10 protein-coding genes are annotated in these 16132 nt (G+C 34.7%); all 10 read left to right on the top strand.

Annotation, left to right across the window (positions count from 1 at the left end):
- The first annotated feature begins 108 nt into the window (after positions 1 to 108).
- The 10 genes from F5ESL0225_RS04970 to smc all read left to right on the top strand — a co-directional run bounded on the left by F5ESL0225_RS04970 (position 109) and on the right by smc (position 16132).
- A complete protein-coding gene (locus F5ESL0225_RS04970; protein ID WP_090092736.1) occupies positions 109 to 1119 on the top strand; it encodes an ABC transporter ATP-binding protein in 1011 nt (336 codons plus the stop codon).
- 4 nt (positions 1120 to 1123) lie between these two features.
- The gene (locus F5ESL0225_RS04965; protein ID WP_122021879.1) at positions 1124 to 2101 is read left to right on the top strand and encodes an ATP-binding cassette domain-containing protein; all 978 of its coding nucleotides are present in this window, start codon (positions 1124 to 1126) and stop codon (positions 2099 to 2101) included.
- A 2-nt stretch (positions 2102 to 2103) separates the two neighbouring features.
- The gene (gene opp4B, locus F5ESL0225_RS04960) at positions 2104 to 3063 is read left to right on the top strand and encodes an oligopeptide ABC transporter permease (protein ID WP_090092732.1); all 960 of its coding nucleotides are present in this window, start codon (positions 2104 to 2106) and stop codon (positions 3061 to 3063) included.
- Positions 3064 to 3075: 12 nt separating this feature from the next.
- Positions 3076 to 3996, top strand: coding sequence for an ABC transporter permease (locus tag F5ESL0225_RS04955; RefSeq protein ID WP_090092731.1), 921 nt, complete (start codon positions 3076 to 3078; stop codon positions 3994 to 3996).
- Between the two features lie 166 nt (positions 3997 to 4162).
- Complete coding sequence (locus F5ESL0225_RS04950) at positions 4163 to 5938, top strand: oligopeptide ABC transporter substrate-binding protein (RefSeq protein ID WP_122024745.1); 1776 nt, start codon at positions 4163 to 4165, stop codon at positions 5936 to 5938.
- A gap of 209 nt (positions 5939 to 6147) precedes the next feature.
- On the top strand, positions 6148 to 7911 hold the full coding sequence (locus F5ESL0225_RS04945; RefSeq protein ID WP_122047996.1) for an oligopeptide ABC transporter substrate-binding protein: 1764 nt from the start codon (positions 6148 to 6150) through the stop codon (positions 7909 to 7911).
- Positions 7912 to 8045: 134 nt separating this feature from the next.
- The gene (locus F5ESL0225_RS04940; protein ID WP_122047995.1) at positions 8046 to 9818 is read left to right on the top strand and encodes an oligopeptide ABC transporter substrate-binding protein; all 1773 of its coding nucleotides are present in this window, start codon (positions 8046 to 8048) and stop codon (positions 9816 to 9818) included.
- A gap of 144 nt (positions 9819 to 9962) precedes the next feature.
- A complete protein-coding gene (locus tag F5ESL0225_RS04935; protein ID WP_122047994.1) occupies positions 9963 to 11732 on the top strand; it encodes an oligopeptide ABC transporter substrate-binding protein in 1770 nt (589 codons plus the stop codon).
- 137 nt (positions 11733 to 11869) lie between these two features.
- The gene (gene rnc, locus F5ESL0225_RS04930) at positions 11870 to 12556 is read left to right on the top strand and encodes a ribonuclease III (protein ID WP_122047993.1); all 687 of its coding nucleotides are present in this window, start codon (positions 11870 to 11872) and stop codon (positions 12554 to 12556) included.
- Between the two features lie 12 nt (positions 12557 to 12568).
- Positions 12569 to 16132 (top strand): chromosome segregation protein SMC, encoded by a 3564-nt coding sequence (gene smc / locus F5ESL0225_RS04925; RefSeq protein WP_122047992.1) that lies wholly within the window; start codon positions 12569 to 12571, stop codon positions 16130 to 16132.

Raw genomic sequence — 16132 nt, 5'->3', positions numbered from 1 at the left:
CGTCTTGTAATTTGCATGTAGTCGATTTAATGTATATAATTAGAAATTAAATAAATTTATTAAATATCTTTAATAAATTCTTTGAAAATTTGAGAGGGGAAATGACCTTTGGAAAAACAAAGTGATCTCTTGCTAGACATCCAGCATTTGCATACTGCTTACCGTTTACAAGGAAAATTTTATGATGCTGCTGATGATATTAATATAACATTGAAGCGTGATGAGATTTTATCAGTTGTAGGTGAATCTGGTTGTGGTAAGAGTACAATTGCTGCAAGTATTATTGGTTTATATGACCATAAAAATACAAAAGTAACTGGCGATATTATGTACAATGAATTAAATCTTGTAGGTTTGAACGAATCCTTATTTGATAAGATTCGAGGAAATAAAATTGGAATGATTTTTCAAGATCCGCTTGCAAGTCTTAATCCGTTAATGAGAGTTGGAGACCAAGTAGCTGAAACACTCTATTATCATACTGATATGAATGAACAAGAGCGGCACAATCGTGTAATTGAGTTGTTCAATCAAGTAGGGATGCCAAAACCCGAGTCAACTTATGCCATGTATCCCTTTGAGCTTTCAGGTGGTTTGCGTCAGCGAATTGTTATTGCAATGGCAATTGCCTGCAAACCAGAAGTAATTATTGCTGATGAGCCAACAACTGCTTTAGATGTTACTATCCAAGCCCAAATTTTAGATTTACTAGAAGATATTCAGCGTCAATCTCATTCTGGTATTATCCTAATTACACATGACTTAGGCGTTGTTGCCGAAACAGCTGACCAAGTTGCTGTCATGTATGCTGGACAGGTAGTCGAAAAAGCAGATGTAAAAACTATTTTTGAAAATCCTTTGCATCCTTATACTCGTTCTCTTTTGAATTCAATGCCGCAATCTGAAGATGAAGATGAAGATTTACATGTTATTCAAGGAACAGTTCCATCATTACAAAATATGCCTCATGAAGGTGACCGCTTTGCCGCAAGAATTCCTTGGATTCCTGCAAGTGCTCATGAACAAGAGCCAATAATGCATGAAGTTGAACCTAATCACTGGGTAAGATGTACTTGCTGGAAAACGTTCCACTTTCAAGATGAAGTAGGTGGGGAGTAGTTTTATGGCTAAAGAAATTATTCAAGTTAAGAATTTAAAGGTTCATTATCCGATTAGATCAGGTTTTTGGAATCGTATAACAGATTATGTTCGTGCTGTTGATGATGTGAGTCTTACAATTAACGAAGGTGAAACATACGGTTTAATTGGTGAATCCGGTTCAGGTAAATCAACGACTGGTAAAGCAATTGTTGGCGTTGAACCAGTTACTAGTGGACAAATTATTTATAAAGATGTTGATGTGACAAAGCCAAGTAATCGGCGTAAACTTAACTACAATAAAGACGTTCAAATGATCTTTCAAGATTCAATGTCAAGTTTGAATCCACGAAAAAGAATTGAAGATATTATTGCCGAGCCAATTCGCAATTTTGAAAATCTGACTACTGATCAAGAACGTACTCGAGTACAAGAGTTATTAGATATTGTTGGGATGCCTAGTGACGCAATTTATAAGTTTCCACATGAATTTTCGGGCGGTCAAAGACAAAGAATTGGTGTTGCGCGCGCAGTTGCAACTAATCCAAGATTAATTGTTGCGGATGAACCAACTAGTGCCTTAGACTTATCGGTTCAAGCTCAAGTATTGAATTTTATGAAGCATATTCAACAACAATATAACATTGCTTATTTGTTTATTTCACACGACCTGGGTGTTGTTAAGCATATGTCTGAAAACTTAGCAATTATGCACCGTGGACGTTTGGTAGAGATTGGCAGTAGAGCAGATATTTATAATCATCCAATGCACATTTATACCAAGCGACTATTATCGGCGATTCCAGTGGTTGATGTTGAAAATAGAACAGAACATAAAAAGCATCGGCAAGAAGTTGAATTGGAATTTCAAAACGATCAAAGTAAGTGGTATGACAAAAATGGTTGTGTCTATCCTTTACAACAAGTTTCTGGTAATCACTGGGTAGCCTTGCCTAAGGATGAAGTAATACAAGAAGAATTAAATGAAAAGGGGAGAGACTAATCATGTGGAAAACAGTCTTAAGACGTATATTAATCATGATCCCACAATTGATCATTTTGAGTATTTTAGTCTTCTTCTTGGCTAAAATGATGCCCGGTGACCCGTTTAGTGGACAAATAAATCCTAATACGGATCCCAAGCAACTTGCCGCTTTAAAGCAAGCAGCAGGTTTGAATGATCCAGCTCCAGTACAATATGCTCGTTGGGTGGGTAATTTGTTCAAGGGTGATATGGGTACCAGTTATATCCAGCATGTTCCTGTAACTTCACTAATTGCTGATCGAGCTGTAAATACATTTTGGCTATCACTATTAACGACAATTATTTGTTATGCAATATCTATTCCTTTAGGTGTGACTGCAGGTCGTCATCAAGATGAGTGGCAAGATCAAACAGTTCAAATTTTTAACTATATAACTTTTGCTGTGCCAGCGTTTGTATTTTTCATTTTAGGAATTTGGTTGTTTGGTTTTACTTTGGGTTGGTTCCCTATTTCAGGTTCAGTCTCACCAAATGCTTCAGGATTTTGGGGCACTTTGGGTAGTCAACTGTATCATATCCTCTTACCAGCAATTTTATCAGCATTAATTACTACAACCTCGATTGTGCAATACCTTAGAACTGGTATTGTTGACAATAAAGTTGAAGATTATGTTCGTACAGCACACAGTAAAGGTGTTCCGGATAATGTTGTTTTTAATAAACATATTTTGCGTAACTCATTACTACCAATTGCATCTTCATTCGGTACAGTAATTACTGGGTTATTGAGTGGCTCAATGGTGGTTGAAATGGTTTTCAGTTACCCAGGAATGGGAAAATTATTCCTAGATTCGATTGGTCAGCGTGATTATACTACTTTAACGGCATTAATTTTAATTTTTGGTACTTTAACTTTACTTGGTAATTTATTGTCCGATATCATTATGAGTATTGTTGATCCAAGAATAAGAATTAAGTAAGGAGGAAGAGGAATGTCTGACAAGAAAAAGAATGCTTCAAAAACAGAAGTAAAAAAAGCAAAAATTTCTTCTCCTGCCTCAAGTTTTAAAGTGGTTGTGCGGGAAATTGTTAAAGACAAAGTTGCTTTAACTGCATTTATTATTATTGTTTTAATTTTGTTGTTTACTTTTGGTGGATCTTTATTCTTAGATTCTAGTAAAGTTACTGAGATTAACATTATCGATGCCTACAACGGGTGGGGAGTTAATGGTCACTTATTTGGTACAGATGATGGTGGCCGTGACATTGTTAATCTCTTAATTATGGGTGGCCGCAATTCAATTTTAATTGGACTCGGTGTTACTGCTGTCTGTGAACTAGTGGGGTTAGTGGTTGGATTAGTATCTGGCTATTATGGTGGTTACATTGATGCCATTATTATGAGAATTGTTGACTTTGTGCAAGTTTTACCGAGAATGCCAATTGAAATTGTTTTAGTTACAGTTATTCCGCATTACAGTGCGTGGAGTTTGGTTTGGATTATTTCGGTATTTGGATGGACCAATACTGCAAGATATTTTAGGGCCTTCGTTTTATCACAACGCGATCGCGACTATGTTCTTGCATCTAAGACTTCTGGTTCATCAGATCTAAAAATTATGTTTCGTGAAGTATTACCGAATATTACGTCAATGTTAATTATTGATGTTGTGTTAACAATTGCTGGTAATATCGGTATTGAAACTACTTTGTCATTTATTGGTTATGGTTTACCACCAACAACGCCTTCTCTAGGAACTTTAATTGGTTTTGCCAACGATCCGGTTAATGTCGTTAACCGTCCTTGGTTGTGGTTACCAGCTACTGTTATGTTATTAGCAATATCATTAAGCATTAACTATGTAGGTCGAGCACTCCAACGTGCAGGTGACGCAAGACAAAGAGAAAATTAAATAAACTATAAAAAAGCTTTGCTTTGGCAAGGCTTTTTTATATTGCTTTTTATAGTGAAACCTGTGATTAGTCAGTTATTGGGCGCTGTGTTAGAATATAAACAATGTCTTATTATAACAAATATAAAAAATTATAATTAGCCAGACTAGATAGGAGTTCTATAATATGTACAAAACAAGAATTATTAGCTTTACAGGTCTCATCGCAACTGTTGCCTTAACCTTAGCTGCGTGTGGCAAAAGTGATAGTAATTCTATCAATAATGAAAATGCAAAGCTAGTAAGTAAATTTCCGCAAGCTGTTCCAGTTAAAAAAACCAGGCAAGGCGGTACGGTAAAATATGCAGTAGAAACTGATACACCATTTACAGGAATTTTTTCTGATGAGCTTTCTACAACTTCAATTGATGGTGCTGTAGCAGCACCAGGTGAAGAAGCACTATTTGATACAGATAACAATTTTAAAATTACTGATAAAGGCCCAGCAATTCTAAAAATTAATCGCACGGCTAAAACAATAACGATTACGGTCAAAGAAGGGGTTAAATGGTCAGATGGTAAGCAGGTTAATGCCAAAGATATAGAATACCCTTACGAGATTTTAGCCAATAAAAAAACTAAGTCACAAAGATATAGTAGTCAATTTGAAGAAATCATTGGTATGAAGGAATATCATGAAGGCAAGGCTAATACAATTTCAGGAATTGAAATGCCTGATGGTGATAATGGACGTACAGTGATAATTCACTTTAAAGCGTTGAAGCCAGGAATGTTATATAGCGGAAATGGATATTTTTGGGAAAGTGCTGCCCCTTATCACTATTTAAAAAATATTGCATTTGATAAATTACAATCGGCTGATGAAATTAGAAAAAAACCATTATTTTTTGGTCCATTTCAAGTTCAAAAAATTGTTAGGGGGGAAGCAGTAACTTGGGTGCCTAATAAATATTACTGGCGCGGTAAACCAAAGCTAGATAAAATTACCACTCAAGTAATTTCACCTAACTCAACTTCAGAAGCAATTAAAAATCAAAAGTTTGATGTAGCACAAGTAATTAATTCACAATGGAATCAAGTAAAGGATACAAAGGGAGTTAACTTTGTAGCGCAAATTCCACTTTCATATAATTATTTGGGTTTTAAAGTTGGTAAGTGGGATAATAAGCAGGGCAAAAATGTCATGAATGCACAGGCAAAAATGAATAATAAGTCTTTACGTCAAGCAATGGCTTTTGCTATGAACATTGGTTCTGTTGATCAACAATATACCTCGGGATTAAGTTTTCCTATTCCTACTCTTATTCCGCAACAATTTGGTGATTATTTCAATAAAAATTCTCAAAAATATGATTATAATCTTAAAAAGGCAAATACTCTATTAGATAAAGCTGGTTATAAAAAGAAGGGTAAATGGCGAGTTCAGCCTAATGGTAAACCATTAACAATTCATCTTTTAGCAAAGACAGGAAGTTCTGTTCAAGAACCAACAATCCAAAACTATCTCCAACAGTGGCAAAAGATTGGCTTAAATGTCAAATTAGTGAGTGGCAGACTAACTGAATTTAATTCATTTTCTGATAAAATTCAAAATGATGATCCAGAAGTAGATGTTTTTATAGCCGGCTGGAGTTTAGCAAGTGAACCATCACCTGCCTCCTTATACGGTGAATCTTCGCCAATGAATTATACGCGATTTGTTACTTCAGAAAACAATAAACTACTAAACCAAATTGATTCTGAAAAGTCATTTAATCATGAATATCGTGTTCAAAAAATTCATGAATGGCAAGATTATATGAATAATCAGGCTTACGTAGTTCCAATGGATAATTCATACATACTAACAGCTGTTAATCAAAAATTGACAGGTTATTCAACTAAGCCAGTCGATAATTCAAATGGGCACCAATTATGGGGCAAAGTTGGCTTTAGTAAATAAAAATATGTGAAAAAGCTCAGTTTAAAACCGAGCTTTTTTATTTGCAAAAAATTATGGTTTAATTAGATTAATAAATTAATGCGCTGTTTTTATTAATTATTTAGTAACAAATATCTTGATTTTAAAAATATAAATGTTAAAATCTCTTTATTAACTTGTTCTTTATTAATTTGTAATTGAAATTTACTTTGTTTTTAAGGAGTTTATTTATGAAAAAATCGAAATTATTTAGTTCAATTGGGGTTGTAAGTGCTGCAGCACTAACTTTAGTGGCTTGTGGTAAAAATAGTAATAATGCTGACACTAATGATGCTAAGACAGCAAGCAAGTTTCCGCAGGAAATGCCTGAAAAAGAAGCAAAACAAGGTGGAGTTGTGAAATATGCTATTGAAACAGATTCACCATTTACAGGGATTTTTTCAAATGAATTATATATAACTGCCATAGATGCTAAAGTTATGGAGCCAGGTAATGAGTCACTATTTGATACCGATGACAATTACCAAATTACTAACAAGGGACCTGCCTCACTAAAAATTGATAAGAAAAATAAGACAGTTTCGATTACCATTAAAAAGGGGGTTAAATGGTCAGATGGCAAGCAAGTTATTGCTAAAGACGTTGAATATCCTTATGAAATTATGGGTAATAAAGCTACTAAATCGCAAAGATATACCAGTCAATTTGAATTTATTAAGGGCATGAAAGAATATCACGAAGGCAAGGCAAAGTCAATTTCAGGTATTGAAATGCCAGATGGTGAAAATGGTCTTAAGGTAGTAATCCATTATACTGAATTAAAGCCTGGTATGTATAATAGTGGAAATGGTTATTTTTGGGAATGCGCAGAACCATATCACTATTTAAAAGATGTACCTTTTAAAAATTTAGAATCTTCAGATAAAGTTAGAAAAGATCCTCTCTTTTTTGGACCATATCAAGTTCAAAAAATTGTGCGTGGTCAATCAGTAACTTGGGTACCAAATAAATATTATTGGCGTGGCAAACCCAAATTAGATAAAATTGTTTCTCAAGTAGTTTCAACCAATTCTACTTCTCAAGCAATTAAGAGTCATAAATTTGATATAGCAGAAGTAATAAATACACAGTGGAAGCAAGTTAAAGATACTAAAGATGTAACTTTTATTGCTAAGGTGCCATTAAGTTATAGTTATTTAGGATTTAAAGTTGGTAAATGGGATGCTAAAACCAGTAAAAATGTTATGAATCCTAAGAGTAAAATGAACAATAAGGCATTGCGTCAAGCAATTGGTTATGCTATGAATATTGAAGCAGTCAACAAACGATACACAAGTGGCTTGACTTTCCAAGTACCAACTTTAATTCCAGCTCAATTTGGTGATTACTTTAATAAAGATGTTAAAGGCTTTTCATATGATTTAAAGAAAGCCAATCAGATTTTAGATAAGGCTGGTTATAAGAAAAAAGGTAAGTGGCGTGTACAGCCAAATGGTAAGCCATTAAAAATCAAATTATTAGCAGCTCAAGGTGATTCTTCAAGAGAACCGATTATTTTAAATTACATTCAACAATGGCATAAAATTGGCTTAAATGTTGGGCTAGTAGGTGGACGTTTGGCTGAAGCAAATTCATTCTTTGATAAAATTCAACATGATGATCCTTCAGTTGATATGTTTATGGCCGGGTGGTCATTATCAAGTGAACCATCTCCTGCGGTACTTTATGATGAAGGAGCAGCATTTAATAATGAAAGATTTGTGACTCCTGAAAATACGAAATTATTGAAAGAGATTGATTCGCAAAAGGCCTTTGACCACAAATATCGGGTGGAGAAATTCCATGAATGGCAAAAATACATGTTTGACCAAGCCTATGTAATTCCAACTAATAATTCTTATAATATTTCAGCTGTAAATAAAAAGTTAACTGGTTATTCTTTAAGACCTTCAAAAGGCAATTCTGCTTGGTACAATGTTGGTTATGTAAAATAAATTTTGATTTAATTCATAGATTAATGAATAATTTATAAAATATTTCTTTGCATATTAAAGTAAAAATGTTAAAATTCAGTCGTTAACTTGTTCTAGAAACTTCAATCACTTTATATGTGAAGGAGTTGTCTATTATGAAAAAAAGAAATATTTTAAGTTCAATTGGACTTGTTAGTGCCGCTGCTTTGACTTTAGTAGCTTGTGGCAAAGGCGGCAATAATACTAGTAATGAAGGCGCTAAAACAGCAAGTAAGTTTCCTGCAGAAACGGCTGTTAAGGATGCTAAGCAAGGTGGCACCTTAAAGGTAGCTGAAGAAACGGATACGCCATTTACTGGAATTTTTAATGAAGAATTACAAATGAGTCAGCCTGATGCTGATGTAATGAGTCCTGGATCGGAAACTCTCTTTGATACTGATGACCATTATAAAATCAATGACAAAGGAGCAGCGACTTTAAAACTTAACCGCCAAGCCAAGACAGTAACAATTACCGTTAAAAAGGGTGTAAAATGGTCAGACGGCAAGCAAGTTACTGCTAAGGACATTGAATATGCTTATGAGATTATTGCAAATAAGGGCACTAAATCACAGCGTTATTCATCACAATTTAATATTATCAATGGAATGGCTGAATACCATGAAGGTAAGGCAAAAACAATTTCCGGAATTGAAATGCCTGATGGTGAAAATGGAAGAACTGTAGTTTTACATTGTAAAGAATTAAAACCGGGTATGACTAACAGTGGTAATGGTTTTATTTGGGAAGCGGCAGCGCCATATCACTATTTAAAAGACATTCCTTTCGATAAATTAGAATCTTCTGATAAGATTAGAAAAAATCCACTATTTTTCGGCCCATTTCAAGTCCAAAAAATTGTGCGTGGTCAATCAGTAACTTGGGTACCGAACAAGTACTATTGGCGTGGTAAACCAAAGCTAGATAAAATTATCTATCAAGTAGTGTCACCTAATTCAGCTTCACAAGCAATTAAAAGTCATAAATTTGATGTAGCACGTGTTGTGAACAGTCAATGGAAACAAGTCAAAGACACTAAGGACGTAGATTTTGTAGCCCAAGTTCCGCTAGGCTACCGGTATGTGGCTTTTAAAGTTGGTAAATGGGATGCTAAAAAATCTAAAAACGTTATGAATCCAAAGGCGAAGATGGGTGATAAGAACTTGCGTCAGGCCATGGCTTATGCGATGAATACGGATCAAGTATATAAGCATTATACAGATGGGTTAAGTTTCCAAATTCCAACCTTAATACCAGCCCAATTTGGTGATTACTTTGATAAGAGTAACAAAGGTTATACTTATAACCTTAAGAAAGCCAATGAAATCTTGGATAAAGCTGGATATAAGAAGAAGGGTAAATGGCGTACAACGCCAAATGGTAAACCATTAACCATTAACTTTATGGCAATGTCGGGTAATGCAATTCAAGAGCCAATTGTGCAAAATTATATCCAACAATGGAATAAGATTGGCTTGAATGTTAAGTTAGTTGGTGGTCGTTTAACTGAGTTCAATTCCTTCTACGATAAAGTACATCATGATGATCCTAAGGTTGATATGTTTATGGCTGGCTGGGGTCTATCAAGTGAACCATCACAAAATCAAATGTATAGTGAAGGAACTATGTCAAACTATTCTAGATTTGTTACACCGGAAAATAACAAGTTAATTGCAGAAATGGATTCACAAAAGGCCTTCGACCATAAATATCGGGTGAAAAAATTCCATGAATGGCAAAAATACATGGTTGATCAAGCTTATGTCGTGCCAACTTATAATGAATACCAGATAGATGCAGTAAACAATAAATTAACTGGTTACTCACTGAAACCATCAAAATCTAATAATGGTCATCCATTATGGTACCAAGTTGCTTATACTAAGTAATTTACGATTAATAAAGGAAACTCGAGCAATGCTCGAGTTTTTTTGTTTACAAAATTATAATAAAAAGTTGAAAAATTAACATTAGGTGATAATATTAAATTAAAAGGTTATAAAATATTAAATAATTAAGGAGTAACTTCAATTATGAACAAAATAAAAATATTAGGTTCAATTGGACTTATCAGTACTGCTACCTTAACTCTGGTAGCTTGTGGCAAGGGCAATGGTACTAATAGTGAGGGGGCCAAAACGGCGAGTAAGTTTCCGGTAGAAACACTGATTAAGGATGCTAAGCAAGGTGGTACCTTAAAAGTGGCTGAGGAAATGGACACCCCATTTACCGGTATTTTTAATGAAGAATTACAAATGAGTCAGCCTGATGCTGATGTAATGAGTCCTGGTCAAGAGTCCTTGTTTGACACTGATGATCATTATAAAATCAATGACAAAGGAGCAGCGACTTTAAAACTTAACCGCCAAGCCAAGACAGTAACAATTACCGTTAAAAAGGGTGTAAAATGGTCAGACGGCAAGCAAGTTACTGCTAAGGACATTGAATATGCTTATGAGATTATTGCAAATAAGGGTACTAAATCTGAAAGATACTCATCACAATTTAATATAATTGAAGGCTTAAAAGAATACCACGAAGGCAAGGCAAAAACAATTTCTGGAATTGAAATGCCTGACGGTGAAAACGGGAGAACTGTTATTATTCATTGCAAGGAATTAAAACCAGGAATGGCATATGTAGGTAATGGATATATCTGGGAAAATGCAGCCCCGTATCACTATTTAAAGGATATTCCGTTTACTAAATTAGAGTCTTCTGATGAAATTCGCAAAAGGCCTTTACTTTTTGGTCCATTTCAAGTCCAAAAAGTTGTGCGTGGGCAATCAGTAACTTGGGTACCGAACAAGTACTATTGGCGTGGTAAACCAAAGCTAGATAAGATTATCTATCAAGTAGTGTCGCCTAATTCAGCTTCACAAGCAATTAAAAGTCATAAATTTGATATTGCGCGGGTGGTAAATAACCAGTGGAAGCAAGTTAAAGATACTAAAGAGGTAAACTTTATTGCCGAAATTCCTTTAGCATATTACTATTTGGGTTTCAAAGTTGGTAAATGGGATACAAAAAATTCTAAGAATGTTATGAATCCAAAGGCCAAGATGGGTGATAAGAACTTGCGTCAGGCTATGGCTTATGCGATGAATACGGATCAAGTATATAAGCATTATACAGATGGGTTGAGTTTCCAAATCCCTACCTTAATACCAGCCCAATTTGGTGATTACTTTGATAAAAATAATAAAGGTTATACTTATAACCTTAAGAAAGCTAATGAAATCTTAGATAAAGCTGGATATAAGAAGAAAGGCAAATGGCGCACAATGCCAAATGGCAAAGCGTTGACTATTAATTTTGCAGCTAAGTCTGGTGATGCCATTCAAGAGCCAATTGTGCAAAATTATATCCAACAATGGAATAAGATTGGCTTGAATGTTAAGTTGGTTGGTGGTCGTTTAACTGAGTTCAATTCCTTCTACGATAAAGTACAGCATGATGCCCCAGGAATTGATGTTTACATGGCTGGGTGGACTTTATCAGATGAACCATCGCAGGCTCAGCTGTATAGTGAAGGAACTATGCAAAATTATTCTAGATTTGTTACACCGGAAAATAACAAGTTAATTGCAGAAATGGATTCACAAAAGGCCTTCGACCATAAATATCGGGTAGAAAAATTCCATGAATGGCAAAAATACATGGTTGAACAAGCTTATGTCGTACCAACTTATAATCAATATAATATTGATGCAGTAAACAACAAGTTAACAGGTTACTCATTAAAGCCGTCAAAAATTAATTATGATCATCCAATGTGGTTCAATGTAGGTTTTGTTAAGTAAATAAAGTTGGGGCATTTTTTTAATTTAAAAAAGCGATTTATTAATTAAGAAAACTATTGCATAAATGTTGTAATAGTTTTCTTTTTTATTTTAGGTATTAAAAACTGGTATAATTTATAAAGAAAGGAATTTATAAGATGGTCAGTTCGAAATTTATTAATCAATTAGCAGAAAAATATAAAATTAAGTTTGATAATAAAAAATTATTAGAAGAAGCTTTCACACACTCATCCTATGCCAATGAGCATCCTGAAAGTGGAATTCGGGATTATGAAAAATTAGAATTTTTAGGGGATGCAGTATTAGAATTAGCTATTTCCAATTACTTATATTGTAATTTTACAAGTTTAAATGAGGGCGAATTAACACGAATGCGTTCAAACATTGTAGACACCGAGGGCTTTGCTGAATTTGCCTATAAATTCGGTTTTCCTGCTGAAATAAATCTAGGTCGTGGTGAAGAAAAAGCGGGTGCCAGGTCACGCAAAACCTTGTTAGAAGATGTTTTTGAAGCTTTTAATGGGGCGCTTTTTCTTGATCAAGGAATGGATGCTGTAGAACATTTTCTAAGTTTAACTGTTTATCCGTTAATTGATGCAGGCAAATTTGATGCTTCTCGCGATTACAAAACTGATTTGCAAGAATTTTTACAACAGGATGGACCAGTTAAAATTGAATATACAGTACTAAGAGAAGAGCAAACTCCCTCACGCTTTACTGTTCAATTAAAAGCTGATGGTCATATTTTATCGCAAGGGCAAGGGCATAATAAGAAGACAGCCGAGCAGGATGCAGCAAGAGCTGCTTTAGCTAGACTTAATTAGGGGGATAAATTTGTGCCATTAACGGAACTTATTATTGATGGTTTTAAATCATTTGCCGAAAAAACAACGATTAAATTCGATACGGGAATTACTGGTATTGTTGGTCCTAACGGTAGTGGGAAAAGTAATATTACTGAGGCCATCCGTTGGGTAATGGGTGAAACAAGTGCAAAATCACTACGTGGTTCTAATATGAAAGATGTTATTTTTGCTGGTAGTGAGTTTCGCAAATCAGCTAGTTATGCTCAAGTTTCCTTAATTTTTGATAATCAACAGCATGATTTGAATTTTGAAGCAAATAGGGTGATTGTTACTAGAAGAATTTTGCGTTCAGGTGATAGTGAATATTTAATTAATAAACGTAATGTGCGTCAACGCGATATCCGTGATTTATTTATGGACTCAGGTGTGTCACAAGACAGTTTAGCTATTATTTCTCAAGGTCGAGTTGATCAAATTTTAAATTCACGCCCCGAAAATCGGCGTGGCTTGTTTGAAGAAGCGGCTGGTATTTTATCTTTTAAAAAGCAAAAAGAGCAAGCGAATCTTCAATTAGAGCAAACAACTGATAATTTAATTAGAATTAATGATTTGGTTAAAGAACTAGAGCAAAGAATTGAGCCTTTAGAAGAGCAAAGTTTTCTTGCGAAGGAATATCAGTTTCAAAAGAACGGTCTCGATAAAGAACTAAAAACATTACTAGCTTTTGAAATTGAAAATATCGATAGTCAAAAACATCTGCTTCAGAAAAAGGCTAAACAAAATCAAGTTCTTTTGTCAAAGCTTGACCGAGAAGTAAAAGAATCTCAGAGTGCGGTAGCTGCTAAAAGAAATGAATATAAGCAAATTAATGATCAACGTGAGCAAATTCAAAATGAATTACTGGCTTTGACAAAGAAACTTTCTGATATTAATACTAATTTACAAGTGGCTGAACAGAGTAAACAATACACTGAAGCAACGAAAAAGGAATATCAGTCTGAATTGGCAAATTTAAAAAAATTAGTTAAAAGTTGTCAGGTAGACTATGCCAACTTAAGCAAAACAGAACAGGATTTGAAACAACAATTAAAGGAGTTAAATGCTAAAAGGACCGAACTAACATATCGCTTGCAGCAAGATCCAGCTCAAATGAATAAAGATTTAGAGCAATTGCGTGCGCAATACATTCAATTGTTACAAGAGCAAACCTCAAATAATAATGAAATTGTTTATCTTAATTCAGAGTTAAAAAGAACTAGCGATGATAGTACATATCAAAATGATGATGTGACTGATCAATTAATAAAGGGAACAAGTGAGCTAGAAAGACTCAGTAGTGAAGGAAAAGCTTTAAAAGAAAAACTTCAAGCGGCGCAAATGCAACTATCTGCTTTAAATGATCAACAGGCTGAGAGTAAAAGTAAATTAGAGCGTTTACGCCAGGTACTAAATGATAACAGTCAGCGATACAGCCAAGTTTGTGCTCGCTATGAAGCTTTAGAAAATATTCGTAAACGTCATGAAGGGTATTACTTTGGAGTCAAAAATGTTTTAAATAATTTAGACAAGTATCCTGGTGTTATTGGCGCAGTAGGTGAATTGATTTCTTTTCCAGCTGAATTAGAAGCAGCAATGGCAACTGCTCTAGGAGGAGGCGTTCAGGATCTTGTGACTACGACCAGTATTAGTGCAAGAGATGCAATTAATCAATTAAAAAGAAGTCATGCGGGACGGGCGACATTTTTGCCTTTAGACGGACTAAATAATCATGCAATCCCAACTTCAACCGTCAAGCTGATGGAATCATATACCGGCTTTCAAGGAATAGCAAGTGAGCTAGTAACAAGTACCACCAAGCAAGATATTAGTGCAGCAATTAATTATCTTTTAGCAAGTACAATAATTGTAGATACAATTGATCACGCAATGCAATTACGGCAACAAATCTCGCGGTATCGCATAGTGACCCTTGATGGAGATGTGATTTCTCCTGGTGGTTCAATGACTGGGGGAGCACGCAATCAAAAAAGCAATTCACCATTACAAACAGTTACTGAACTTAATCAGTTAAAAGCAACAATGGATATGTTGAAGGAGCAATTAGCAAAAAATCAAGCTGATTTTGCAGTATTATCGGTAACAAATGAATCTTTAGCTCAAGAAATTAGTCAGCTAGAGGCCCAAAAGCAAAAATGTAGTCAAGACTTGAATGAAGCAGTACTTTCATATCAAAATCAAGAAAAGGAAGTAAAGCGGCTTAAAGCGGCTAAAAAATTATTTGAAGCTCGTCAAGAAGAACGAGCACAGCAAAGAATAGATATTAAAGAAAAGCTTAATATTGCCGAAAAGCAAAAGGTAAAATTAATTAAAAAAATCGATCAACAAAAAGTTGAAATTGAAAAAACTCAGGACAAGATAAAAAACTTTACCGAATTAAATCAAGAAGTTCAAGCTAAGCTAGCCGAAGTAGATCCACAAATCGCTGTTTTTAGCAATAAGTTAGAAAATTTATCTAAACAACAAGAAGAAAAGCAGCATGATTTAACCCATCACCAAAAGCAAATTAGCGTATTAACTAAAAAGTTAGAGACAATCATTCAAAGTGGCGCAGTAGATCAAGATAAAAAGCAGCAAATGAAAATTGAAAAGGAACAGAGCACTCTGCAGCAAACTAAACTGCAAGAGCAATTAAATAGTTTGAGTTCTCATTTGGGGCAATTTGATGCAAAAATTAACCAACTTGATCAAGTAGCTAGCCGAAATTATGACTTACGTAAAGACGCGGCAGGAGAGCAAGAAGATCTTTCGGTTCAAATCGCTCAATTAAATAGTAAAATTGATCAGCGTCTTAGTCAGCTTAGTGAGGATTATGCTTTAACTTATGAAGCAGCATTGGCTCAAACTGAAGGTGAAAATGATGCAGCAACTAGGGAACAACTGCAAAAAAGTGTTAAGCTTCATCAAATGTCAATTGCAGAAATTGGTCCAGTTAATTTAAAATCTATTGAGGAATATGATGAAGTTAAAAAACGTTATGATTTTCTTAATAATCAGCAAAATGATTTGTTAAAGGGCCGTGATAATTTGCGCCAATCAATGGCTGAACTAGATCAAGAAGTTTCAACTAGGTTTAATCAGACCTTTACGGCAGTTGCTAAAAGTTTTACTGCTCTTTTTCCGGTTGTGTTTGGGGGAGGAAATGCTAAGCTTGTTTTAACCAACCCAGATGATCTATTAACTACTGGAGTTGAAATAGTAGCTCAGCCACCAGGTAAGAAATTACAGCAACTTAGTTTATTATCTGGTGGAGAACGGGCTTTAACAGCTATTACGTTGCTATTTGCAATGTTAAAAGTTAAACCGGTTCCTTTTTGTGTATTAGATGAAGTTGAAGCGGCACTTGATGATGCCAATGTGACTCGTTTTGCACAGTTTTTAGAAAAATACGATATGCACACGCAATTTATTGTTATTACTCATCGGCGTGGTACCATGGAACGTGCCGATCAATTATATGGAGTTGTAATGCAAGAATCTGGCGTTTCACAAGTTTTGTCAGTTTCATTAAAAGAATTAAAAAATGAGGTAAATTAG

The sequence above is a fragment of the Lactobacillus sp. ESL0225 genome (assembly GCF_003692905.1).
GTDB classification, from domain to species: Bacteria; Bacillota; Bacilli; order Lactobacillales; family Lactobacillaceae; genus Lactobacillus; species Lactobacillus bombicola.
The sequence above is the reverse complement of the archived record's forward strand: the minus strand, read 5'-3'. Positions and strand labels throughout refer to the sequence as shown.

Coding starts and splice junctions, on each gene's coding strand:
- F5ESL0225_RS04965 (WP_122021879.1), top strand. CDS start 1,124: ATGGCTAAAGAAATTATTCAAGTTAAGAATTTAAAGGTTCATTATCCG.
- opp4B (WP_090092732.1), top strand. CDS start 2,104: ATGTGGAAAACAGTCTTAAGACGTATATTAATCATGATCCCACAATTG.
- F5ESL0225_RS04955 (WP_090092731.1), top strand. CDS start 3,076: ATGTCTGACAAGAAAAAGAATGCTTCAAAAACAGAAGTAAAAAAAGCA.
- F5ESL0225_RS04950 (WP_122024745.1), top strand. CDS start 4,163: ATGTACAAAACAAGAATTATTAGCTTTACAGGTCTCATCGCAACTGTT.
- F5ESL0225_RS04945 (WP_122047996.1), top strand. CDS start 6,148: ATGAAAAAATCGAAATTATTTAGTTCAATTGGGGTTGTAAGTGCTGCA.
- F5ESL0225_RS04940 (WP_122047995.1), top strand. CDS start 8,046: ATGAAAAAAAGAAATATTTTAAGTTCAATTGGACTTGTTAGTGCCGCT.
- F5ESL0225_RS04935 (WP_122047994.1), top strand. CDS start 9,963: ATGAACAAAATAAAAATATTAGGTTCAATTGGACTTATCAGTACTGCT.
- rnc (WP_122047993.1), top strand. CDS start 11,870: ATGGTCAGTTCGAAATTTATTAATCAATTAGCAGAAAAATATAAAATT.